Here is a 22,861-nt window from a genome sequence, read left to right on the forward strand (position 1 = left end):
ACCGGTGCCGCCCTCGGCGGTCGCCGCCACCGCTCAGCGCGTTGTCGCCTTCGCCTGCGCCCGCGGGCCGTAGTCGCCCTGGTACTGGTAGCCGTAGTACGCCGCCCCGGCACCGCGGCGCGGAACCTTGTTCATGACGACGCCGAGCGGACGTGCGCGGGCCTTGTCGAGGTTCTCGAACGCCTTCAGCAGCATGTCGTACGTCGTCTTGCCGGTGGACAGCACCACGACCGCACCGTCTGTCGCGGTGCTGAGCACGGCGGCGTCGGTGACGGGCAGCAGCGGCGGGGTATCGATGATCACGATCGCGTGCTTCGAGAGGTCGGCGATCAGGTCCTTCATGCGGTGCGACCCGAGCACTTCGCTGGGGTTCGGCGGCACGCGCCCCGCGGCGATGACGACCAGGTTGCCGGTGTCGCCCACGACGTGGGCGACGTCGGCGAGCTCGGCGCGATCGGTGAGCAGGTCGGTGAGTCCGGCACCCTCGGGCAGGTTGAACATGTTCGCGATCATGGGACGGCGCAGGTCGGCGTCGACGAGCACGACGTGCTCGCCGGCGGCCGCCAGGCTGGTCGCGAGGTTCGCCGCGACGGTCGACTTGCCGTCGCCGGGAACCGGGCTGGTGACGACGATCGAGCGTGGCGGGTTGTCGATGTCGACGAACCGCAGGTTGGTGCGCAGTTCGCGGGTCGCCTCGGCCACGGCCGACGCCGAGTCGCCTCGCCCGGTGAACGTGAGCACGCGTCGCTCGGTGGAGAGGTCTTTCGAGTCGGGCAGGGTGCCGATCACCGAGACGCCGGTCTCGCGCTCCACCTCACGCGGGTCGCGCACGCGCTGATCGAGGATGTGGCGAATGATCGCGTACGCGAGGCCCAGGGCGAGACCGATGAGCCCGCCGAGCACGATGTTGAGCTTGGTGTTGGGCGATGACGGCGCTCCCGGGAGTCGAGCGGAGTCGCCCGGGATCAGTCTGACCGCGGCGGCGTTGCTGCCCTCGAGCTCATCGACCTGCTGGACCATTCCGCGGATCCACGACTCCGCGAGGTCTCGAGCGCCGATCGGAGTGTTCGCCTGGGCCGAGACGTGGATGACGACGGTCCCGGCGCTCGACACCGTGACCTGGCCGACGATCGATTCCGGCGCGACGTCGAGGTCGAGGTCGTCGATCACGTACTCCGCCACCGAGCGCCAGTTTCCGATGTCCAGGTACGACTGCGCGACCGTTTCGGCGAGCTGGTTGCTCACGAGCCGAGATCCGGCATCTCCGCCCGTGTGCGCGGCCTGGACGTAGCCGCTCGTCGTGGCGGTGTAGACCTTGGGCTGCATCACGCTGTAACCCCACGCGGCGAGCGCTCCCGTCAACGTCAGAAGGATGATGACGAGCCAGTGGACTCGGATAACGCGGAGGAAGTCACGCAGGTCCATCGGTGTGGTCTCCCTGATGTGGTGGCTTAGGGCGCCCTACCCCCGGTCTGTTGGGTGTGGCTCTGGAATGGCGGCTAGTAGCTGAACGACTGAGTCACGTTCGCAACAGCCCCTTGGACGTACGTCACCCGGAGCGTGTAGGTCGTCGTACCGCCGCCTGACGTCTTGAGAGGCTTGATGTCAATCGGGAGCGGGGGCGTTCCGAACTCGAAATCGGTGTCGCCGTACCCGTTGAGGGAAACGGTCGTCTCGTAGACGTTGGGTTCGACCGGCAGCACCACCGTTGTTACTCCGCCCTCGGTCTTGGTGATCTCGAGCCTGACGGTCTGATTGACTACCTCAGGCCCGGAGTTGGTGATGGTGCCGCTGAGAACGGTGATCGCGTTCCCCGGAGTGTTGAAGTCAACCACCACCGAAGAGATAGTGAAGACGGCTGGCGAAGCGGTAGCGCCCGGAGTGGCGATCGCGGCGGCCACGGCCGGTGCCGTCCATACCCCCGCTTTCACGAGCTGGCGACGCGTTAGCCGGGAGCCATCGGACGCGGCGGTTCGTTGAGCGGTCGAGGCTTCGCTGGTCATCTGTTCCCCCTGATAGATGAATACGCCTCTCGGCAGCCCAAGACGTGGTGGCATCGATGACGCCGCCGAGGACTAGCCAGGGCAGCGTCGCGTTCAAACGCTATCAGACGGGGAGTCTCACGCCGGTTCGTGCTCTCAAGACGTTACTTGCGCTTAACGTTGCCGGCGACGGTGCGAAACCCCGCGGACCCATCGGCGCATTGCCTGGGGTGTCGACAACGACCTCACGATCCGGAGCTTGACCGGCCATGGAGCCTCCGCGAGCGCGGCCGCGGCGAGCCTTTGGCCATGATTTCCTGACCCGGCAGCGAGGAGCTCGTCTACTGTCATCCGCCGCTCATGCCCCAGCGCGCGCGTGACCAATACCGCGCCGAGCGCGTCGGCAAGATCGCGGACCCCAGAACTCATGCCACTCGATTCTGGGCGGCTCGGGATGTCGGCAGTGGTTGAACGGGTGCGTTCGCGGTTCGCGATCAGGATGACGCTGCTGGCTGTCGCGTCCGGAATATCGCACGCCACGTTTGCGATGGCCAGCTGCTCGTGGCTCTGCCAAAGCAGCTCGAAAGCTTCCGTGGGCGTGGCAAGAATCCCGGGGAAGAATGCATGAAGATCGATATCGCAGGGCCACTGAGGGTGAACGAATGTCAGGGAGTGTGGAGCGTCGGCCTGTCGAGGATGGCGGCTTCGCCGCGGCGTCCACCCGACCTGCAACAGAGCATGTGCAAGCTGCTCGACTCTAGGGGGTTCGACGAGCACGTCGACGTCGGTCGACTCGCGAGGTGCGCGAAGACCATGATGGTGCAGCGTAGGGCCTTTGATGATCAGTGCGCGAATCGCGTGGTTGCTGGCCAGAGTCTGCACCAGAGCTGACGCCAGGTCTGCCGCGTCGCGCAAAGGAAGTAGCGGGCTCGGCGATAGACGCGCCGGGTCGCAGTCTCGCGATCCGGCGCGTGTCCCGTGAAGGGCGTTGGCGGGCTCCCGCGTCACTCGCGAAGAGCTCCGACATGCTCCCGGTACCAGGCCACGGTCCGCTCGAGGCCTTCGGCGAGCGAGATCTTCGCAGTCCAGCCCGCCTCGGCGAGCTTCGACACGTCGAGCAGCTTCTGCGGCGTCCCGTCCGGCTTCGAGGCGTCCCACTCGGTCTCGCCGGTGTACCCGACGACGTCCGCGATCGTCTCGGCGATCTCGCGGATCGTCACATCCGTGCCGGTTCCCACGTTGACCTGTTCGGGCCCGTCGTAGTGCTCCATGAGATGCATCACCGCGTCGGCCATGTCGTCGGAGTGGAGGAACTCGCGTCGCGGCGTCCCTGTGCCCCAGTTCGTGACCGAGGGCGCTCCGCATGCTGCCGCCTCGTCGTACCGGCGGATGAGCGCCGGCAGAACGTGCGAACCCTTCGGCGAGAAGTTGTCGTTGGGTCCGTACAGGTTCGTCGGCATCGCCGAGATCCACGGCAGACCGTACTGGCGTCGCACGGCCTGCGTGTGCAGGATGCCGGCGATCTTCGCGATCGCGTACGCGTCGTTCGTCGGCTCGAGATGTCCAGTGAGCAGCGAGTCCTCGCGGATCGGCTGCTCGGCGAACTTCGGGTAGATGCACGACGAACCGAGGAACGCGACGCGTTCGACGTCGTTCGCGAGCGCGGCGTCCAGCACGTTCGTCTGGATCCGCATGTTGTCGCTGAGGAAGTCGACCGGGTACGTGCTGTTGGCGAGGATGCCACCGACCTTGGCGGCGGCGAGCACGATGTACCGAGGCTTGACCTCGGCCATGTACGCGAACACGGCATAGCGGTCCTTGAGGTCGAGTTCGGCCGAGGTCTTGCCGACCACGTTCTCGAAGCCCGAGGCCTTGAGCTTGCGCACGATCGCCGATCCGACAAGTCCTCGGTGCCCGGCGACATAGAACGTCGCGTCTCGGTCGAGTTCGCCCGGCGTGTACTCGAGGCCGTCCGAAGCTGTCACGCCGCCTTGCCCCAACTCGCGAGCTTGACCGTGTCGATCCATGCGCGGCCCTCGTGCTCGAGCGCCTCGACATCGGCATCGACCATCAGCTTCGCCAGCTGCAGGCCGTCCACCGACGGGGTCCATCCGAGCTTGTCCTGGGCCTTGCTCGGGTCGCCGATGAGCGCGTCGACCTCGGTTGGGCGCAGGTAGCGCTCGTCGAACTTGACGTACTCCTTCCAGTCGAGGCCGACGTGCCCGAAGGATGCCTCGAGGAAGTCCTTGATCGTGTAGCCGACGCCGGTGGCGAGTACGAAGTCCTCGGGAGTGTCGACCTGCAGCATCCGCCACATGCCCTCGACGTACTCGGCTGCGTAGCCCCAGTCGCGGATCGACTCGAGGTTGCCGAGATAGAGGTCTTTCTGCACGCCGGCCTGGATGCGGGCGACCGCGCGCGTGATCTTGCGAGTCACGAACGTTTCGCCGCGGCGCGGCGACTCGTGGTTGAACAGGATGCCGTTCACCGCGAACATGTCGTAGGCCTCGCGGTAGTTCTTGGTGATCCAGTAGCTGTAGAGCTTCGCCGCAGCGTAGGGCGAGCGCGGGTAGAACGGCGTCTCTTCGTTCTGCGGCGGGGGAGTGGCACCGTACAGCTCCGACGACGACGCCTGGTAGAACCGGGTCTCGATGCCCGAGAGGCGCACGGCCTCGAGCATGCGGATCGTGCCGGTTCCGGTGGTGTCGGCGGTGTGCTCGGGCTCATCGAACGAGACGCGCACGTGCGACTGCGCGGCCAGGTTGTAGACCTCGTCGGGGTTGATCTGGGCGAGCAGCGTGACGAGTCGTGCGCCGTCGCTGAGGTCGCCGTAGTGCAGGAAGAGGCGTGCTCCCTCTTCGTGCGGGTCGACGTAGAGGTGGTCGATGCGCGACGTGTTGAAGGTAGATGCGCGACGGATCAGCCCGTGCACCTCGTAGCCCTTCGAGAGCAGGAGTTCGGCGAGATAGGACCCGTCCTGGCCCGTGATTCCGGTGATGAGTGCGCGCTTCGCCAAGTGGTGCTCCGTATCTAGCCTTACTGTGCGTCGACAGTCAGTGAGTCTGGCACGATATCGATCGTCTCGGGGTCTCGTCCGATGAGTCGGTCGAGCATCGCCGAAAAGCTGTCTACAGCGGCCTCCTCGCCCAGCACGGTGTGGCGATAGCGGCGCCCGTTCTCACCCATGCGGCGGGCTGCCTCCGGATCCGACGCGACACCGATGATTGCCTCGACCAGCTCGGCGGGTGCTCCAGCCGGAACGACAACCCCGGCCTCGGCTGTGCGCACTTCGTCGGCGGTGATCCCATCCACGTTGGTGGCGGCCACGACGGGGCGCCCGGCCGCGAAGTATGACGTCAGCTTGCTGGGCACGGCCATCTCGGCGACGCCCTGGAGTTCGTTCACGAGCAGGATGTCGGCACCCGCGAGGGCCGCGGCGAAGCCGTCGTCGTCGAGCGGTTCCATGAACTGGAGTGTCGGCAGGTCGGCGCCCGCGGCCTTGAGCTTTGCGAGCTCCGACCCGGCGCCCAGGAGCACGAACCGGATCGGCGCGCCAGTTCGATGCGCTTCACGCGCGGCTTCGACCACGTTGTGCAGTCCCTGCTTGAGCCCCATGTTGCCCGCGTGCAGCACCACGGTTTCGCGGTCGCTCCACCCGAAACGCGAGCGCGCCGCCTCGATGTCGATGTCGGGTGCGGGAGCGAGGTGGCTCCAGTTGCGGATGACCTCGATCCGCTCCCGTGGCACGCCGAAGTCCTCCGCGATGCGGTCGGCGAATCGGCCGTGGATGACGACGACGCGGTCGGCCATGCGCAGCAGCGTGCCTTCGATCGCCGACATGATCTGCACGACGCCTCGGCGCCCCTGCCCGGTCTCGGCGAGTCCCAGCGTGTACAGGTCCTGCACCCAGACCACGAACGGCGTCCCTGGGTGCGTGATGCGTGCGCGTAAGACCGCGAGCAGCGATGCGATCAGCGCCGGCGAGACCGCGACGATCACATCGGCGTCCCTCCACCGAGTCGCGCGCACGCGCGCGCCGAAGCTCATCTCCGACACGAGCCGGCGCATGCCATGCGGCCGGGACGGTACGTAGTGGAGCAGTCGCGTGACCTCGACGCCGTGGTGCTCGTCATCTTGCGACCACTGCCCGTAACCTGGCCGCACCCTCCACTCTGGATAATGAGGGTGCGCGGTCAGCACACGCGTCAGGAAGCCACGGCGCACCAAGCCTCTGGCCATGGCGCCGGTGTACGGAGAGATGCCGGTCGTCTCAGGCGGAAAGTTAACCCCCAAGACCAACACGCGAGGTGCGGTCATGCGGATGAGACTAGAGACTCAGCGTTTCAATTTGGTTACGAGAGAGGGAATCGCACGGTGTCGGAGATCCCGGTGATCGATCTGTCGAAGGCGCCCGGCGAGCGCGCCGCGTGGGACCGACCTGGGTGGGTCGTGTACCTGTGGGCTGTGTGCGAACTGCTCTTCGTCACCAACGCGTGGCAGATCAGCTCGTCGCTGCGGATTCGTGTGCTGCGCGCCTTCGGCGCGGAGATCGGCGATGGCGTCGTCTTCCGGCCACGCACGCGCGTGAAGTTCCCGTGGAAGCTCCACATCGGCGACCGCTCCTGGATCGGGGAGGGAGTGTGGTTCCACAACCAGGACCACATCTGGGTGGCCAACGATGTGGTGATCTCGCAGGAGACGTTCCTGACCACCGGGAGCCATGCCCATCGCCGCGACATGGCGCTCGTCACCCGGCCCATCCACATCGAGGCGGGGGCGTGGGTGACCTCGCGATGCGTGGTGGTCGGGGGGACGCGGATCGGCCGCTCGGCTCTGATTCGGCCGCTCAGCCTCATCGACGGTCGGTCGGTCCCCGCCGGCGAAGTGTGGGGCGGCAACCCTCTCGCCTTCGTAGGGGAGCGCTTCGCGCGGTCGACCTCGTAGCCAAGGGCGGTCGTCGACTCAGCGACCCGCGGCCCTCCGGAGCGCCGCCTCCCACTGCCGACCGACCGCACTCCAGGCGTAATGCTGTGTCGCGAGTTGGGTGGCCCGTGCTCGAAGAGAAGCGAAGTCGTCGTGCTCGAGGAGGGCGATGACCGCATCGGCGGCGCGCTCGGCGGACGGTGACGGGATCACTACGCCCGCTTCCCCGTCCGCGATCGCGGCCGAACTGACGCGCTCTGTCGCGACGACGGGCAGTCCATGGGCGAGCGCCTCAGCGACGGCGATGCCGAAGTTCTCGTCCTCGCTGGGTGCGAGGAAGACATCCGACCCGGTGAGGAGGTCGCGCTTTCGCTCACCGGCGATCTCGCCGACGAAGTCGACCGAATCCTCGACGCCCAACTGTTTCGCGAGTGCGTGCAGGTTGGCGACGAGCGTTTCGTCGCCCGTGCCCGCGATGCTGAGGCGGGCGGCAACGTTTCGCCGACGAAGCTCGGCGATGGTCTCGATCACCACATCGATCCGCTTCTTCGGAGCGATGCGTGACATCGAGACGAGGGTCGCCGGCGTGTGGGCGGGGCCGACCGCGGGGTGGGCGACCACGCCTGTCCCCACACCGGTGATCGCGGTACGCGTATCCGGTGCGAACTCGAGCAGTTCGTCGCGCTCCGATGGAGAGGCCACGACGACCGCGGCGGCCCGGCGGAGGATGCTTCGCCCGCCGAGCGTGTCGAAAATCCGCTTGCGACCCTGCGAGTGCGTCCGCTGGAACGCGGTGAAGACACCGTGGGGCATGATCACGTATGGGACCCCGGAGACCGCGCATGCCAGCGCGACGAGGGGGACCCACCAGAGGTAGAAGCCGTGCATGATCGCCACATCCGCGTGGCGGATGGCGCGTAGCGCTTGCCAGCGACGACCGACGACGCTCGCCACGAGCGGCGCGGCCCGTGCCTCACCTCGGAGCACCGAGTCATCGGCGTTGCCTGAGAACCAGAACATGCGGATCGCGACGCCGGAGAGTGCATTGAGCGCGAGGTTCACTTCGAGGCTGTTGCGGGCCGGCCCACCGTCGGCGCGCGCGAGCGTGTTGACGAACTGAACGCCGACGAGGCGGTCGGGAGCTTGCGTGGGAGAGTCGCTCATCCTTCGTCACCACCCTCCACGACCGCGACAATCTGTCGGCGGTAGGCCTCCCATGAGCGAAGGGCAGCGGCGGACAACGCCTGCTCGCGCGAGTGCGCGCGAAACGCTGGATCGTTGAGGTCCGTGATCCGCGCCCCGATCGCCTCGGGGCTGCGGATCGGAACGATCCACCCAGCGTCCTCGACGCCGGCCAGCAGGTCGGGCGCTGCGGTGTGGTCGGTCGCAATGATCGGCGTACCTTGGCTCAACGCCTCGGTCAGCACAAGGCCGAAGCCCTCGAACAGGGAGGGGAGCACGAGCACATCGTGTGCCGCGATGAGCTCAAGGATCCTGGCGTGCGGCAGGCTCTCGTGCCAGGTCACCCGATCGAGCATTCGATCCCGCGGCGCGCACTCGCCCACGCGACGACCGACGACGGTGAGTTCCACCGAGGCGTCGACGAGCGGGATCGCGTCGAAGAGGTCGGCGATTCCCTTGCGCTGGCTGAGGCCGCCGACGAACAGGACGCGGATGGCGCCCTCGCCTGCGACCAGCTCCTCTTGGGCGCGCGCGGGAGTGCCGTACGGAATGACCGACACCGAACCGACCTGCCCGGGATAGTCCGCAAGCGTTCGCGCGGTGAATGAGCTCGCGACGATCAGCTCATCCGCGCCGGCGAGCTCGCGGTCCTTGCGTTCGAGCTTCCACTCCGGGTCACGAAGTCCGGTGAGGGTGCCCCGCCACTCCGGCCTGCGCTCTGCTTCCTCGGCGAAGATGGCTCGCCCCGTTCGCCAGTAGCCGATTGGCAGGTCGTAGAGGGTGCGCACGCCCTGGCTGCGTGCGGCAGCGAACGCGTCGGCCGCGGAGTCCTCGTACGCGTACACTGTCGTGATCTCGGGCCGCCGAACCTCCCGCGCAAGCACGCGATCGATCGCCTGCGAACGTGCCTGGATCGATAGGGGGCCAAGGTGGGGATCGAACGGGTTGATCTTGCGCGGAAGCCGCAATGCGGCGAGCCGAGCGACTTCGCCGAATGGATGGGCGCGCGTTCTGCGGTGTACCGATTCGGGTAGCGTGCGCCGGCGGAGCTCCGAACTCAGCGGGCCGAGCCTGAGGTTCTGCGCTCTCGTGGTGTCGAGCCCAGTGTGGAAGCGATCGAGTATTCCCGCTTCTGCGAGCGCGAGAGCGGTGTGCCGAACGTTGTCGTTGAGGACCGGGTGCCCGATGACGACGCGGGCGGTCACGCCGCGTCCGCGGCCATCCGCTTGAGTTCGCGAACCTTGACCCCGATCTGCCAGTAGTACGAGGACAGCCCGAACGCGTAGTCGAATCCGGCGCGCCCGTCGAGGAAGCCGAGGCGCGCGATGTACGAATACACGAAGAACACGAGCGGCTTGAGTGGGACGCGGTCCCAGAACGCACCCTTCGCAGTGCGCTTGGTGGCGAGGTCACGTCGCGCCTCGGGGTGCATGTGCAGGGCGGCTTCCCAGTCGGCGTAGAAGTTGTGCCGGGTAAACCAGCTGGCTACCGGGTCGCGGTCGTCGTGGACGAGGCGCGTCTTCATCATGCCGATCGGGCCGTCGGCCTGCGGTTGGAAGTGCAACTCGATCTCGCGGATGCCGGGGGCGTACAGATCGTCGATCTCGGGGAAGGCGCTGTGCTGGCTGTCGATGAGCGAGCGCTTGGTGACGCGGTGTCCGTGCTCGAGGAACTTGCCGACGAAGCGATAGCGCAGGTGCATCTCGTACGCGGCGTACCTTCCCGACTCCAGTTCGGGGAGGAGGTCTTGGAGTTCGTCGATCATCTCGGGTGAGGGGTACTCATCGGCGTCGAGGAGGAGGATCCAGCGGTGCTTGGTGCCGGCGTGCAGCAGACTCCACTGCTTCTTCTTCGGGTACTCGCCGTTCCAGTCGAAGTCCACGACTCGTGCGCCGGCTGCTCGCGCGATCGCGCCCGTGCGATCCGTGCTTAGCGAATCCACCACGGCGATGTCGTCGAACACGCCGAGGTGCGACAGCGTGTTGCCGATCGTCTCTTCTTCGTTCTTGGTGAAGACGATGACTGAGATTGGCAGTGTCGCGGAACGGCCCTTTGCGGGGGTGGTGCTGGGAGCGGGGGTCGAAGTCATGTATTGTCCTTCGGTCGACGGGAAACGGCCATCAGCTTGGCGCGGTCGCGGGCTCCTGCTGACAGTACGTGCAGTCTCAAGTATCGTTCCTGTCGTTTACGAGGATGTAAACACTGATCGACATGGTCTCGGCTGCTCGCGGAGATTTGTATCCTCGTGGAAGCGTTGCAGCCACCTTCGCACTTGGATTGGCAGCGCGAAGGGGGCGAAGTGAGTGAGCGGTGGGGTCGCGTTGGCCAGACCAGGCGGTGCCTGCGGCCAGGCTTGGCTACATCGGGATGGGTTGCGCACGAGACGATCGGGAGGCGCTCCATAGCGAGACCAAAGGTCCGCTGCTCAGTCGAGGACTTGGATGTCTGACGCTCGACGGGTCCGAGGCCTCGATCTTCTGCGGGGCCTCGCCATCCTTCTCGTCATGCTGCGCCATGCGTGGCCCGAGATCTTCGGCGGCGCAGGGATTGTGGGAGTAGTGATCTTCTTTGCGCTCTCCGGCTACCTGATAACAGGGTTGCTGCTGAATGACTTGGGGCGTTTCGGCCGCGTACGGTACGGCAGGTTCTACCTCCATCGCGCTTTTCGGCTGCTTCCAGCGCTCGTCGTTGTCGTCCTGGCCTTCGTTGTCATCGAGGGAATCCTGGACGTACGTGGCCAGCGCGACCTAGTTCCCCATACCGCACTGCTTGCGCTCACATACACGATGAACATCCCGGGCATTGGTGATGGGAGTTGGGTTCTCGATCATCTCTGGACGCTCGCAACGGAGGAGCAGTTCTATCTCCTATGGCCCCTGCTCCTTGCCTTCAGTTTCCGAATGGGGCGACGTGTTGCTCATCTGGCCACGGCTGGTCTTGCCGGCGCAATTTTGATCGCTCTTGCCGCTTCTCTCGTGTGGGCAGCCCCCGACTACGCGCTGGTCTACACATACCCGACCAGTTGGGCCATCGCGATGATCATTGGCTCAGCGGCGCGAATGGCTAGAGCTCGCCTGTCTGCGACTCCACTCCTCAAGCCTGGTTCGACATCACTGAGGTTCTTGGCCGCGCTCGCGTTGCTCGCGATCATGGCTCTCTCCTTCATGCCTGAGGCAAAGCACCAGTGGTTAAGTTACGCGCTCTTGGGTCCAGCAGTCGCGCTGTCGACCGTGGTCATGATCCTATTCCTGCTGCACTGGGAAGAGCTCCCCTCAAAGCTCCTACTGCCCTTCCAGTGGTTGGGCTCGGTTTCTTACGCGGCCTATCTCTGGAACTTGCCGATGGTGGCGTGGGTGGCCTTCCTTCACCTTGGCGCTTGGGATGGTTTCGCGTCGATCATCGCGACGCTGGTCATGGCTACGGCCAGTTGGTTCTTCGTTGAGAGTCCCGTGCAGCGGCTTCGCGCCAGGATGGACAAGCGCACGGAAGAGCGCCAACAACTCGTACTTACTCGGGCATGAGCACCAATTTTCACAACCGGAGGAAGTAGCTTGCCGATTTCTATTCTCACGATCTTCGAGAAGGACTACCATTTTGGTCTTGCGGCCCTTCTAAATTCCCTGATCCGATTCGGGTACACTGGAACGTTCTGGGCTTTCTTTCGCGGCGAGTTGCCGGGGTGGGTTGCTGAACACCCTCTGTATGACCGCGAGAGCCTTCGAATCGATAGTCCTGATGGTATTCGAATTCAGTTCGCCGAGATAGACGCTGAAATCCATCCAGCGTATCTTAAACCGGCGCTCATGCTGGATGTTCTCCACAGACTAGATACTTCGTCGGACGCGGTTGTCTACATGGATCCTGATATCGTCCTGACGTACCGCTGGGGCTTGCTGGCGAATTGGGTGTCTAGCGGTGGTGTGTCGTTGTTCGAGGATGTAAATCCAAACATGCCGCCGAGACATCCATATCGCCTGGCATGGATTGAAATATTCCAACACTGGGGCGCCGCAGACCTTCGAGATCTTTCGCGCTACTACAATTCGGGATTTGTCGGTATTACGCGAACGGAAGCGGGATTTCTCGATGAGTGGAAGCGACTTTGCGCGATTCCTCCCGAGGAGATCCGTCGCGAAGCTGATCGCGTGGGCTGGACGCCCGAACGGTGGGATCAGGACAGGCTCAACTATGCCCTCATGACGACGAAAGTTGAGATCAATACCACTGGGCCCGATGGGATGGGTTTTGTTATGGGTAACAACCTTCTTGCGCACGCAACCGGGTCTGCGAAGCCGTGGCGCGGCGGATACATTCAGCGGGCCGTAATGTCGGGTCGCGCGCCGAGCTTCGCGCAGAAGGAGTATCTCAAGGTTGCGGGGGGACCCTTTCGTGCCGAATCTAGTTTGCGTCTTGCGCTCCAGCGCACTGCGGCCAGGTCTGCCGCGGCGATCGGACGATTCTACCGCCGATCGTAGGCCGCCACCATTACCCTTACCCCGGCCCAGGAGCCGTCGAGCCCCACGGCGCGATTCCTGATAGGAGCCAGAAGCGGCGCGGTGTCGCCCTACTGGGGCACCATGAGATGAACCAAGTGAATTTGCCCGCATACCGCTCCCTGGAGCCACGAGCCTTTGAGGTGCGACGAGATCGAACGCTCCTTGGAGTGCATAGGGAGGTCGTGTGAGGCGACTACGATTGCTCGCCGCATTCACTAGCAATGGCTTCGCTGTCCAGGCAATTGGCCTATTCGCCAGTGTCATGATCGTGCGTTCGATGGACAAGCAGGACTACGCACTCTACGCAATTGCGCTTTCCGCTCTGGGTCTTGTCACCACGCTCTCGGATGCCGGTGTCAACAGCAAGCTGCTCGCCCTGGCTGGCGAAGGGGCGGCGGCTGGGAAGGACGTGTCGCCTTACTTCAGAGCCGCCATGCAGTTCCGACGAATTCTAGCGGCCGCGGTAGTTCTCCCGGGACTCGTGCTGGCTATCTATCTACTATTTGCCAATGGTGCGAGCCCCCTCATTTTGGCATTGTCAGTGCTCGCTATTGCCTTGACCGCGCTTGCGGCGATTTCAACGAGTCTCGTAACCGTCGCCCTGCAGGTGTTTCGCGAATACAAGTCGCTCCAGGGTACGGCCCTTTGGAGTGCCATCGTCCGCTTGGGTCTTGTGGCGGCTCTATTTCTGCTCGGGGTGTCGTCGCCGCCCGCCTTCCTATTCGCAGGTGCGATTGCCGCTGCGTATTTGTACCTTGCGCGTTCGCGCACTGCGAAACACCACGCGGACTGGGGTGCGGGAACCCACCCAGTGGGACGTGAGGACTTTATTTCGGCGAGTCGTAGCGCATTGCCATCCGCGCTCGCGCTGATCCTCGCCGAACAACTCGTGACAATCCTCCTTACAATCAACGGCAACACCGATGCGATCGCGGAGATCGCCGCACTAACTAGATTCGCCGTCGCCTTCGCCGTCGTGAACGATGTCGTCCGCAATATCGTCGCGCCATCGATCGCGCGAAGTGCGCCCACGCGTTCAAGCGTGCTGCGGTCGCTGGGACAGGTGTCCAGCGTGTACCTCTTGCTCGCTGTGGCCTACTTGACCGGACTCATCCTGGCTGGACCACTCCTGTTGTCGATTCTGGGCCCCGAGTACGCTGGTCTAACCCCTGAACTTGCAGCCCTTGGGCTCGGCACGGTGATCGTCAATTTCAGCCGGGGCGGCATCGGGGCGATCAACTACGCGCGTGGGTGGAATCGCTACAGCTGGTCCTACATTCCATTTGCGGTGGTCTGGGCAATCGTCGGGCTCTCGGCGCTGGACTTGTCGACTACCTGGGGTGCCATCGCCTTCTCTGCCAGCCTCGCACTTGTGGGCCTCGCTAGCCAGGTTGTCCGCCTCGTGCATGGCGTATTGAATCTCGAGTCTGGCTCGTAGGAGACGCGCGTGTTGTCGACCTGCGAGTGTGCCCGCTGAAGCCCTTCACGATGCGTCGCCGTTCTGATGCGCAGCCTGCTGCAGACCAGGGCTAACCCACTGCTGCACGAGCATGCCGACGCTGTTGTCTGCGCCGAACGGTCCATGCCGAGCCCTGGTCGGACCGCGCGGCGTAGCGGATACCGGCAGTGCGACCTGGCCACCCGCGTCTGCATGGTCGACGTTCACGTCCGAACGCTCGGGGCGAGGACTTACTTCGCGGACTGGCTGCTCGACCGGTGTAAGCGCGCTGAGTCGGCGATGATCACTGTCGCCGCCGACTGCCGCCTCACCGGCGTCGCCACGCGACCCGAGGACAAGCTCGTCAAGCAGTTCGGGATCCACTCGCTGTCGAAGTCGCAGGTGTCCCGGATGGCCGCGTATCTCGACGAGCACGTCCACCAGTTCCGGCACCGGCGCCTGCGCGACGCGGGCCCACCCACGCTTGTCGCAGCGGACGCGCTGACGATGAACTTCTGTGAGGGTGGGCGCGTCATCAAGGTTCGTCAGGGCTACCTGCGTCAACGACGACGGGCATCGCGACGTGCTGGGCATGCGGGTCGCGACTAGCGAGACGGGAGCCGCGTGCAGGACGTTCTTCGCCGGCCTCGTTGCGAGCAAGTTAACTGTCTGGTCCAGCGATCAGCGGCGCGATGATGACCGGCTAGTCTGTTTCTGGCGCCAGACCTGCAACTCGCGCGCAACGAGGTGGAGCGCTCTCCGGGAAGAAACGCTGATCGCGCGATGAAGGGAAGAGTGCTCGTTTGTGCGCAGGGTGTGTGCGGTGCGCGGACGGTCGACGTACGGGTGACGGTGCCTTCAGCCCACTTCCTCCGAAGTCTGTCGTAGTCGGTGTTTCAACCGTGCGCGGTCGGAGTCCTTCCTATGTGGGGTTGTGGTGGTGAGTACTCCTCGTGCAGACCGCGAACTCGCGGGCCGCTCGGCGCAGGTGGGTTCCAGTCGCGTGAGTGCCTGGATGCTGGCCATCTACGTCGGCCTGTGGTGCTTCGAAGGCGCGGTTCGCAAGTGGGTTCCTGGCACAGGCACTGTGATGTACGTGTTCCGCGATGCAGTGCTCATGATCACGTTCGTATCGCTGCTCTGGGCTGGGCACTGGCGCGCGAGACGGACCGGCTGGTTCTGGGCGCTTGCCTTGGTAGCGGCGGTGATGACTGCGCTCCAGGTGATCGGGGGTTCACTATCGTTGGGTGCGGCAACCGCTGGGGTTCGCTCGTATCTGGCGCCGTTGATGCTGCTCGCGTTTCTTCTCGCTTTCCCGCCGCGAAGGCCCGTCTTTGTCGTGACGGTGGTGGTGGCGATTGCGTTGATGGCAAATCTGCCTCTGGTGATCGTTCAGGTGCTGAGCGCACCGGACTCCGTCGTCAATCAGGAGATTGGCGGCGAGGCGGCCTACTTCGTGAATCCCGGAGAAGTGGTGCGGCCGTCTGGCACGTTCAGCGCGCCGATTGGGCTGGTGGGCCTCGCGGGGCTCGGCGCCGCGTTGGGGCTCGCCGGTACCGAGTCAAAGGTGATCCCCCGATGGGTGGCGATCGCCTGCGTTGTCGCCGCTGTCACGTTGACAGCATTGTCCGGTGCGCGAACGGCTGTCATTCTGGTCATGGTCGTGGTAGCCGCGTTCGTCTGGATGCTGATCAGAAGAGGCTCGTTCTCAAGCCTCCTCGGGCTTGCGGCGATGGCTGCGTTGATTGCCGCGACGATCTGGATCGCCGGAACGCTCTTCCCTGGCGTCATTGATTCGTTCTCGGACCGCGTCGAACTGGCCTCCCAGGCGGAAGAGACAGATGCTCGTATTCTCGGAGGAATCCTCGGCTACGCGGAAGGACCACTCACCTTGTTTGGTGCGGGTGCCGGCGCGGGCAGTAGCGCGGCATTTCTAGCCCTCGGGTCCACAGTCGTGATCGAGACTGAGTCCCAGAAGTGGGTGTATGAACTCGGCGTCGTGGGATTCCTGTTGGCAACGGCTCGTTTGGTTGTCGTCGCCGGTGTGCTCACATACATTCTTGTTGGCGCAGGAAAGGCCCCAGCCCACGTCGTCACAGTGGGCGCCCTCTTCTCAGCAACGCTACTGATTGGCGGAGTCACGCAGCAGCCGTCGACTCAGGGGGTGTTTGCGATCATGCTGATCCTGCTCGCGACGCGGTGGATGCACCCGACAAGTGCACCCGACACTTCAGCTGTGATGCCGATAGCACACGGTGTCACGCGTTGGCGGACTCGCTCACCAGCCCGCTCCTGGTCGGTCAGATGAGAGTCCATGTCGTTTTTCCCGTCGCTCCGCCACGGATCAACGGAATCGGTGATCATTCGGCTGTGATCGCCATCGGCCTGGGCGCGCGGGGGCACCAAGTCACTCTTGTTAGCAGCGAGAGCGCGGCCCCGATTTCTGGCATCGGCTCGAGAGTTGCATGGCATGGCCAGGGTGACCACTCGCTCTCACGGCTGATAGACGTGATCGTCGCAGACGCGCCCGATGCGGTCGTGCTGCAGTTCGAACAGTTCGCTTATGGTGCTCGCGGATTCAACCCGCGGCTCGCTTGGTTGCCCAGAGAACTACGGCGTCGGGGCTATCGGGGGCAGTTCGTTCTCTTCGCGCACGAGAGCTACGCGACGCCTGCCGGCACGCTTGGCAGCGTCGTGATGTGGGCGTATCAGCGAGCCCAGTTTCGACGGCTTGTGTCGCTATCCGATTCCTGCGTGTTCACCAGTGACGAATGGGCCAGGCGGGCGAGAGGCCTCGCACCGCGGGGGTGTGTGGTGCCGGTATTCAGCAACATACCGGTGGCCCCGAGGGGAGTTGATCGGTCCGAATTCGGCTTGGCTTCCAGCGACGTCCTGCTTGCTGTATTCGGCGGCCTGGACGCAGAACGCGCGGAGTGGCTTCGGCAGGCGACGTCAGGTGCTGTGGCAGCGGACATTGCGGCCGTGTACGTCGGGAGGCACCGATCGTTGGCTCAACGTGCGCTTGCACCCCTTGGGTCGGAGCGAGTGAGGTTCCTCGAGGGCTTGGCTCCGGAGGAAGTTGGACGCGTGTTGGCTTCCGCTGACCTCGCGCTGGCGCCGTTTCCTCGGTCGGGCGTAGACCCGCGGCGGAGTAGCGTGGCTGCGTTCCTAGCGAACGGCGTTCCCGTCGTGACCACGATCGGGCCCAGTTCGGGCAGCACCTATCAGTCCGCCTGGAGTGCTGGCGCGATTGCGGCAAGCGACGCAAATGCAGGGGCCTCCGAGTACGCATCCCGGGTAGTTCAGCTGATAGGTGACCGGTCCGCGAGGACTTCAGTCGGCGAACGTGGCGCGCAATACTACGAGGCGCACATGAGCCCGCGGAACACTGTCGATATGTTGGACCGCATCCTACGGGATGGCCCGCTGGGGGAACGTGCTCGCAGTGTCAAGGGGCGAGTTCGATGAGAGGCGGTGCACATGCCAACTGAGGCAAGGCGGCGGGTACGCCGAGTGGTCATTCTGTCATATGCATACCTGCCTAGCATTGGAGGAATCGAACGAGTGACACAGATCCTCGCGGAGGGCCTGGCCGCGCGTGGGTGGGAGGTGACCGTTGTCACCGCGACGCCGGGGGGCCCAGCCCCTGGGGTCGTACGCAATCCGGGATGGTGGAAGCTTGCGCGGCTCCTACGTAGCGCGTCAGTGGTCGTCGAGTCGAACGTGAGCCTGGCGCTCGCCTGGCCGCTGGTGGTTGGGATTGTGCGCACTCCCCGCATCACCGTGCTCCATGCGCCGCTGCGAGCGGCCAGTCGCAACTCACCGCGGTTGCGCGACCGCATCAAGGCGGCGGCTCTTCCGCGGCGATCCACCTATGTCGTCTCTCGCTGGCTGGGTGACCAACTACCGGTACCGGTACGATTCATGCCGAATCCGTATGACGATTCCCTCTTCTACCCAGTGCCGGGACGACGGCGCAGCGGGTTGCTCTTTGTCGGGCGGCTCGTCGGTGCCAAGGGCCTCGACATCGCCGTGGATGCAATCTCCACATTGCGCCCGGACACGCGTCTCACGGTCATCGGTGCTGGCCCCGAGGAGGGCATCCTCTCGGCGCTGGCAGAGACCCGCGGTGTTCGGGTCGATTTTCTCGGCGCGATGGGACCAGCGCAGATTGCGTCTGAAATGCGAGCGCACGAGGTGCTCGTGATCCCGTCATCGGCTTCTCCGCCCGAGGTGTATCCACTCGTGGCGATCGAGGGCTTGGCCTCAGGATGCCGAGTGGTCGCGACCAACAGCGGAGGGCTACCCGAGGCCGTGGGCGGCACGGAACGCATTGTCGAGGTTGGCGACGTTCGTGGCCTCTCGCGTGCGTTGGAGGAGTCTCTCGCGGACGGACCGTTGCGACCTGAAGAGTGGGATGCTCGCGCCCCCCACATCCAGCGTCATGCTCTTGAGAACGTCATAGGCGCATATGAGGCGGCCATCACGGACGCAATGCTGCTCAGATGACAAGTGGAGCGATCGGCCCGCTGAGACGTGGTCCTACCCAGCTTGAAGTCGCGCGATGTCCGCGCTGGAGTATGTGGCGCGTATCTGTAGGTCGTTTCCCTCCCCGAAGACATTTGCAGCCCCCAGACTCATCGCCTGGGTTCCCGATACAGCGGTCAAGTCGAGAGGTGCACGCGTCGCCTGCCGAACTGGTACGCGCTCTCGAAGGGCGACTCGGTGGAGCCAGACATCGTCTGCGCGGGGGGCCTCATCGAGGAAGGCCGTTCCGGCGTCTCGAAGCGCACAAACCATTCGCTTGGGGTAGATGACTCCAGAGACGCCGGTTGCGAATATTCGTGGCGACGGCGCGGTCGTGGTGCAACGAGTCCAGTCAAGGTACGGCGCGATCGTGTTGTCATCCGCTAGCTCAATGTGATGCGCACGATGGCACACGACGGTCTCGCCCCCGGACTGGAGAAACTCGCTCCATAGGACCTCGAGCCAATTGCGTGGATACAGAATGTCGTCGTCTGCGGTGACCAACGTCGAGCCGGCGTCCGGTCGCTCCAGACAATAGGGGTAGTACTTCGTATGTGGGCCATAGTTGCTCGTAAACCGAACGGTGAGCCCTCGGGAGACCTGTGACTTGAGCCAGGGCGTCGGCTCCCAGGAGGTCTCTGGAATGTCCAGCCACAGCGTGATCGAGCGTGGTCGCATCGACCCCTGTGCTATCGACTCTATTGCGACGTGAACCTGCTGCAATCGGTCGCCGTGGCTTGTCAGTGAGACATCGACGGGCACGGACCCCGTCACCAGGGAAGACTCCCTTAGCGCCCTTCGCTCGAGTCGGAAGCGCGCGAGAGGAGCCACTAGACGCGCGTGCACGGCACCCACGACCCGAGTCCTGGGATCGGTAGCCAGGCCGCGCAACGTCGAGCGAGAGCTAGTCGACGGCATGTTCGACCTTATTGATGTAGCCGATTTCACGTGAGAAGTACGCTCCTTCAAGACCGGTCCTGACAGCACTACCACGCGACGCCGTCACGAGCGCACCGCTGGGGCCTACCTCGCCGCTCAAAGTGGTTCCCATCCCGACAACCACACAGTCTGAAACGTGTGTACCCGGCGCTAGCGCAACGTTTGACGACACAATGCAGTAGTTTCCGATCGAGATGCCTCGCGTACGTTGCCTTGCGCGCTTCCAATCGATTCCATGCGTTATGAAGGTTGATCTGACTCCGGCGACCGTCGTGTGATGCCCGACGCGAACACCACCGCTCACATCCAGGTAGTGGCGCGCAGTGAGCGCCGAGTCCGCCCCGATAGCTAGCGACCCACTGCCTCCGGCTCGGCGAAGCGGTCGGGATGCGGATATCCAGTTCCACTGGCCAATTCTGCCTCGTTCGCCAAGTTCCAGGTCTGCGAGGTCACGAAAGACGTTCAATGGTCCAATGCGCGCACAGGCGCCTACGGACACACTGTCGAGCCTCCAATAGATGCCCGGGCCGATCGCGGTGTCGTGCCCGATTGACCAGCCGAGTTTTCGGAGTAGCGAGTTCTTGGGTCGGCTTGCCGGGGCCACGCCCACAAGTGCCACTAGGAGGTGCTTCATCATGTCTTGGTGGATCCGCTCTTCTCAGGTCGGCTGTTGCTGTGCGATCTGCGGCGTCGCGACCAGCGTTGCCAGTTGCATGGACGCGATCCGAACTCGCGGGTGGTGGATGGTCAGACAAGTGTCTGTCCTCCTGGTTGAGATGTGCCCCGTGAGCCGCCCGACTTCGCTCCGTCCCAAGCGCCATCTCTAGCCTCGCCCGGACGAACGCCGGCCGCGTACAAGTACCGCATCAAGTCGAGGGAGCCTCGTGCGTCGAATCCATCGCTCGAGCGGCAACTCCACGGAGTGATAGAGAGCAGCTGAGAGCGTCACGGCGGCGGCTGCGGCACCCAGCGCCATCGCGATGGCACCAGACCAGTTCGTTTGGAGCCCAAACGTTGCTGCGAGGGTGCGGATGACCATCTGATGGATCAAGTAGAAGGCGAATGACCATTCTCCCAATCGCACAATCCAGCGGTTGCGGAAGACGCTCGACTCCTGTGCTATATCGGCTTGTGCGGCCGCGACGATCAGCACGACGAACGGGACTGCGACGGCAGGTCCCCACCCAATGGTGCCCGGGAGCCATGCAGCGCCCTGCCAAGCTGAAATCGCACCTAGGGTCGCCGCCCACAGCGGAATCCGTGGGACGCCCCGCCTTACCGCGACGGCGGCGCATACGCCAAGTACGAATTCTGTGAGCCGCGGAATGGGAAAGATGTACGTGGTCCACTCGAGATTCGTCGCCGTGAACTGCATGGCGACCGAGTAGACGATCCCTGTGGAGGCGGTGACCGTGGCGAGGGCGATGAGACCCGAGATCGTAAGGCGACGAACAAGTGGAACCAGAAACGGGAAGAGCGCATACATGAACGCCTCGACCGACAACGACCACTCAACGGGGTTGCCGCCGAAGTAGAAGCGCTCGTCCGGAACCCACGCCTGAATGAATGCGAGCGACATTGTCGCTCCTGGAAGAGCGCCAATCAGTTCAGTGGCTCCTCTTGCAGAGACGAGCATCATCGCAAGGACCGTTGTCAGCCACCCGAGCGGGAGGATTCGCGCTACCCGCCGACGGTAGAACTCCCGATGTGACAACTCCGGCCGCCACGCCCATGCGAGCACAAATCCACTGAGGGCGAAGAAGAAGGAGACACCCACTCGGCCCTCACCAACAACGAAGTCGAGGGCCTGGGGTGCGGCGGGCACGCGCGAGAAGAGCCCGGTCGAGTGGTGAACGAAAACAGCGAGAGCTGCGAACCACCTCAACCCAGTGAGCGAATCGAGCCGCGACGCGTACCGACTGCCGTCGCTCGTCACCTCCATAAGCCTCACGCTAGCGTCGCGCTGTTACCGCTAGGTGAACCAGCGATCGCGCGGCTCACATCTGACAGAGCTGACAATCGTGGCCGTCCCATGCCGTGGTAGGTCCAGCCGGCGGCACGCCAGGCGGCGGGGTCGAGGCAGTTGCGGCCGTCGACGACGATGGTGCCGTTCACGAGGGTGGCGGCGTGGGCGGGGTCGAGTTCGCGGCGGTAGTGGTCCCATTCGGTGACGACGATGACGGCGTCGGCGCCGGCGAGGGCTTCGTCGCGGTCGTGCACGTAGGTGAGCTGGGGGTGCACGCGGCGGGCGTTGTCGATCGCCTCGGGGTCGGTGACGGTGACGTTCGCACCCAGGCCGTGCAGGCGCACCGCGACGTCGAGGGCGGGGGAGTCGCGGATGTCGTCGGAGTGGGGCTTGAAGGCCGCACCGAGGACGGTGACGTTCTTGCCGTGCACGGAGCCGTCGAGCGCGTCGACGACCAGCTGTGCGGCGCGTTCGCGGCGGCGCAGGTTGATCTCGTCGACCTGGCGCAGGAACGCGACGGACTCGCCGCGGCCGAGCTCTTCGGCGCGGGCGGAGAACGCCCGGATGTCCTTGGGGAGGCAGCCGCCGCCGAACCCGATGCCGGCGCCGAGGAAGCGGCGGCCGATGCGTGCGTCGTGCCCGATCGCGTCGGCGAGCTGGGTGACGTCGGCGCCGGTGGACTCGGCGATCTCGGCCATGGCGTTGATGAAGCTGATCTTGGTGGCCAGGAACGCGTTGGCGGCGACCTTGACCAGCTCGGCGGTGGCGTAGTCGGTGACGATGAACGGCGTGTCCTTCGCGATCGCGGTGTGGTACACCTCGCGCAGGATCCCGGTCGCCTGCTCGCCGGCCGGGCCCGTCGGGACGCCGGCGACGAGCCGGTCGGGGTCGATGGTGTCCTGCACGGCGAAGCCCTCGCGGAGGAACTCGGGGTTCCACACCAGCGTCGCGCCGGTGGGCGCGACCTTCTCGGCCAGGGCGGCGGCGGTGCCCACCGGGACGGTGGACTTCCCGGCGACGATGTCGCCCGCGTTCAGGTGGGGGATCAGCGCGTCCACGGCCGCGTTGACGTAGGTGAGGTCGGCGGCGTAGCCGTCCTTCTGCTGCGGGGTCCCGACGCCGACGAAGTGCACGGCGGCGCCGGCGGCATCGGCGAAATCGGTCGAGAACCGCAGCCGGCCCGACGCGATCCCGTCCTCGAGGATCTCCTGCAGTCCCGGCTCGAAGAACGGCGCGCGCCCGGCCTGCAGCGACTCGATCTTGCGGGCGTCGACGTCGATGCCGACCACGTCGTGCCCGATCGACGCCATCGCCGCCGCGTGGACGGCGCCGAGATAACCACAGCCGATCACAGACAGACGCACAGGAACCTCCTCGCGACGCTTCGCCTCGCAGCAAGGGAGTGGAC

General features: G+C 64.8%; 17 protein-coding genes and 1 pseudogene. 7 read left to right on the forward strand and 11 right to left on the reverse strand.

Translation table 11 applies throughout. The features are described from left to right. Positions 1-33 precede the first annotated feature (33 nt). The 6 genes from HD594_RS06870 to HD594_RS06895 all read right to left on the reverse strand — a co-directional run bounded on the left by HD594_RS06870 (position 34) and on the right by HD594_RS06895 (position 6,299). The gene (locus tag HD594_RS06870) at positions 34-1,425 is read right to left on the reverse strand and encodes a tyrosine-protein kinase domain-containing protein (protein WP_184750235.1); all 1,392 of its coding nucleotides are present in this window, start codon (positions 1,423-1,425) and stop codon (positions 34-36) included. Between the two features lie 74 nt (positions 1,426-1,499). Further along, positions 1,500-1,901 (reverse strand): hypothetical protein, encoded by a 402-nt coding sequence (locus HD594_RS06875; protein ID WP_184750236.1) that lies wholly within the window; start codon positions 1,899-1,901, stop codon positions 1,500-1,502. Between the two features lie 255 nt (positions 1,902-2,156). Further along, complete coding sequence (locus tag HD594_RS06880; RefSeq protein WP_184750237.1) at positions 2,157-2,864, reverse strand: nucleotidyltransferase family protein; 708 nt, start codon at positions 2,862-2,864, stop codon at positions 2,157-2,159. Positions 2,865-2,986: 122 nt separating this feature from the next. Next, positions 2,987-3,967, reverse strand: coding sequence for a GDP-L-fucose synthase family protein (locus HD594_RS06885; protein ID WP_338103844.1), 981 nt, complete (start codon positions 3,965-3,967; stop codon positions 2,987-2,989). Then, entirely contained in the window at positions 3,964-4,998 is a 1,035-nt protein-coding gene (gene gmd / locus HD594_RS06890) for a GDP-mannose 4,6-dehydratase (protein ID WP_184750239.1), read from the reverse strand. Before gmd ends, HD594_RS06885 begins: the two co-directional genes overlap by 4 nt. A 20-nt stretch (positions 4,999-5,018) precedes the next feature. After that, entirely contained in the window at positions 5,019-6,299 is a 1,281-nt protein-coding gene (locus HD594_RS06895; protein ID WP_184750240.1) for a glycosyltransferase, read from the reverse strand. A 57-nt stretch (positions 6,300-6,356) separates the two neighbouring features. Between HD594_RS06895 and HD594_RS06900 the strand changes: the two genes are divergently transcribed. After that, complete coding sequence (locus HD594_RS06900; RefSeq protein ID WP_184750241.1) at positions 6,357-6,926, forward strand: LbetaH domain-containing protein; 570 nt, start codon at positions 6,357-6,359, stop codon at positions 6,924-6,926. Between the two features lie 18 nt (positions 6,927-6,944). On the opposite strand, the gene HD594_RS06905 is transcribed toward HD594_RS06900, so the two are convergent. The 3 genes from HD594_RS06905 to HD594_RS06915 are packed head-to-tail and all read right to left on the reverse strand — an operon-like array spanning position 6,945 to position 10,176. Beyond that, complete coding sequence (locus HD594_RS06905; RefSeq protein WP_184750242.1) at positions 6,945-8,069, reverse strand: glycosyltransferase; 1,125 nt, start codon at positions 8,067-8,069, stop codon at positions 6,945-6,947. Next, positions 8,066-9,292, reverse strand: a complete 1,227-nt coding sequence (locus tag HD594_RS06910) for a glycosyltransferase family 4 protein (protein WP_184750243.1) — start codon at positions 9,290-9,292, stop codon at positions 8,066-8,068. The genes HD594_RS06905 and HD594_RS06910 overlap by 4 nt, the downstream gene beginning before the upstream one ends. Then, entirely contained in the window at positions 9,289-10,176 is an 888-nt protein-coding gene (locus HD594_RS06915) for a glycosyltransferase family 2 protein (RefSeq protein ID WP_184750244.1), read from the reverse strand. Before HD594_RS06915 ends, HD594_RS06910 begins: the two co-directional genes overlap by 4 nt. Positions 10,177-10,528: 352 nt before the next feature. Here HD594_RS06915 and HD594_RS06920 point away from each other — a divergent pair, with 352 nt between their 5' ends. The 6 genes and pseudogenes from HD594_RS06920 (at position 10,529) to HD594_RS06945 (ending at position 18,530) form a co-directional block, all read left to right on the forward strand. Next, positions 10,529-11,608, forward strand: a complete 1,080-nt coding sequence (locus HD594_RS06920) for an acyltransferase family protein (RefSeq protein WP_184750245.1) — start codon at positions 10,529-10,531, stop codon at positions 11,606-11,608. 30 nt (positions 11,609-11,638) lie between these two features. Beyond that, positions 11,639-12,562: a hypothetical protein gene (locus tag HD594_RS06925; protein WP_184750246.1), complete on the forward strand. Its 924-nt coding sequence runs from the start codon at positions 11,639-11,641 to the stop codon at positions 12,560-12,562. A gap of 298 nt (positions 12,563-12,860) precedes the next feature. After that, positions 12,861-14,021: a polysaccharide biosynthesis protein gene (locus tag HD594_RS06930; RefSeq protein WP_184750247.1), complete on the forward strand. Its 1,161-nt coding sequence runs from the start codon at positions 12,861-12,863 to the stop codon at positions 14,019-14,021. Continuing rightward, positions 14,011-14,688 (forward strand): annotated as a pseudogene (locus tag HD594_RS06935) (transposase); the annotation flags it as partial. The gene HD594_RS06930 and the pseudogene HD594_RS06935, both read left to right, overlap by 11 nt. Before the next feature lie 348 nt (positions 14,689-15,036). Further along, positions 15,037-16,329, forward strand: a complete 1,293-nt coding sequence (locus tag HD594_RS06940) for a hypothetical protein (RefSeq protein ID WP_184750249.1) — start codon at positions 15,037-15,039, stop codon at positions 16,327-16,329. A 1,415-nt stretch (positions 16,330-17,744) separates the two neighbouring features. Then, a complete protein-coding gene (locus HD594_RS06945; protein ID WP_184750250.1) occupies positions 17,745-18,530 on the forward strand; it encodes a glycosyltransferase family 4 protein in 786 nt (261 codons plus the stop codon). A 1,780-nt stretch (positions 18,531-20,310) separates the two neighbouring features. On the opposite strand, the gene HD594_RS06950 is transcribed toward HD594_RS06945, so the two are convergent. Continuing rightward, a complete protein-coding gene (locus tag HD594_RS06950; protein ID WP_184750251.1) occupies positions 20,311-21,429 on the reverse strand; it encodes an acyltransferase family protein in 1,119 nt (372 codons plus the stop codon). Positions 21,430-21,434: 5 nt separating this feature from the next. Further along, positions 21,435-22,817 (reverse strand): UDP-glucose dehydrogenase family protein, encoded by a 1,383-nt coding sequence (locus tag HD594_RS06955; RefSeq protein WP_184750252.1) that lies wholly within the window; start codon positions 22,815-22,817, stop codon positions 21,435-21,437. Positions 22,818-22,861: the final 44 nt, after the last annotated feature.

This window comes from Microbacterium thalassium (assembly GCF_014208045.1).
Classification (GTDB): domain Bacteria; phylum Actinomycetota; class Actinomycetes; order Actinomycetales; family Microbacteriaceae; genus Microbacterium; species Microbacterium thalassium.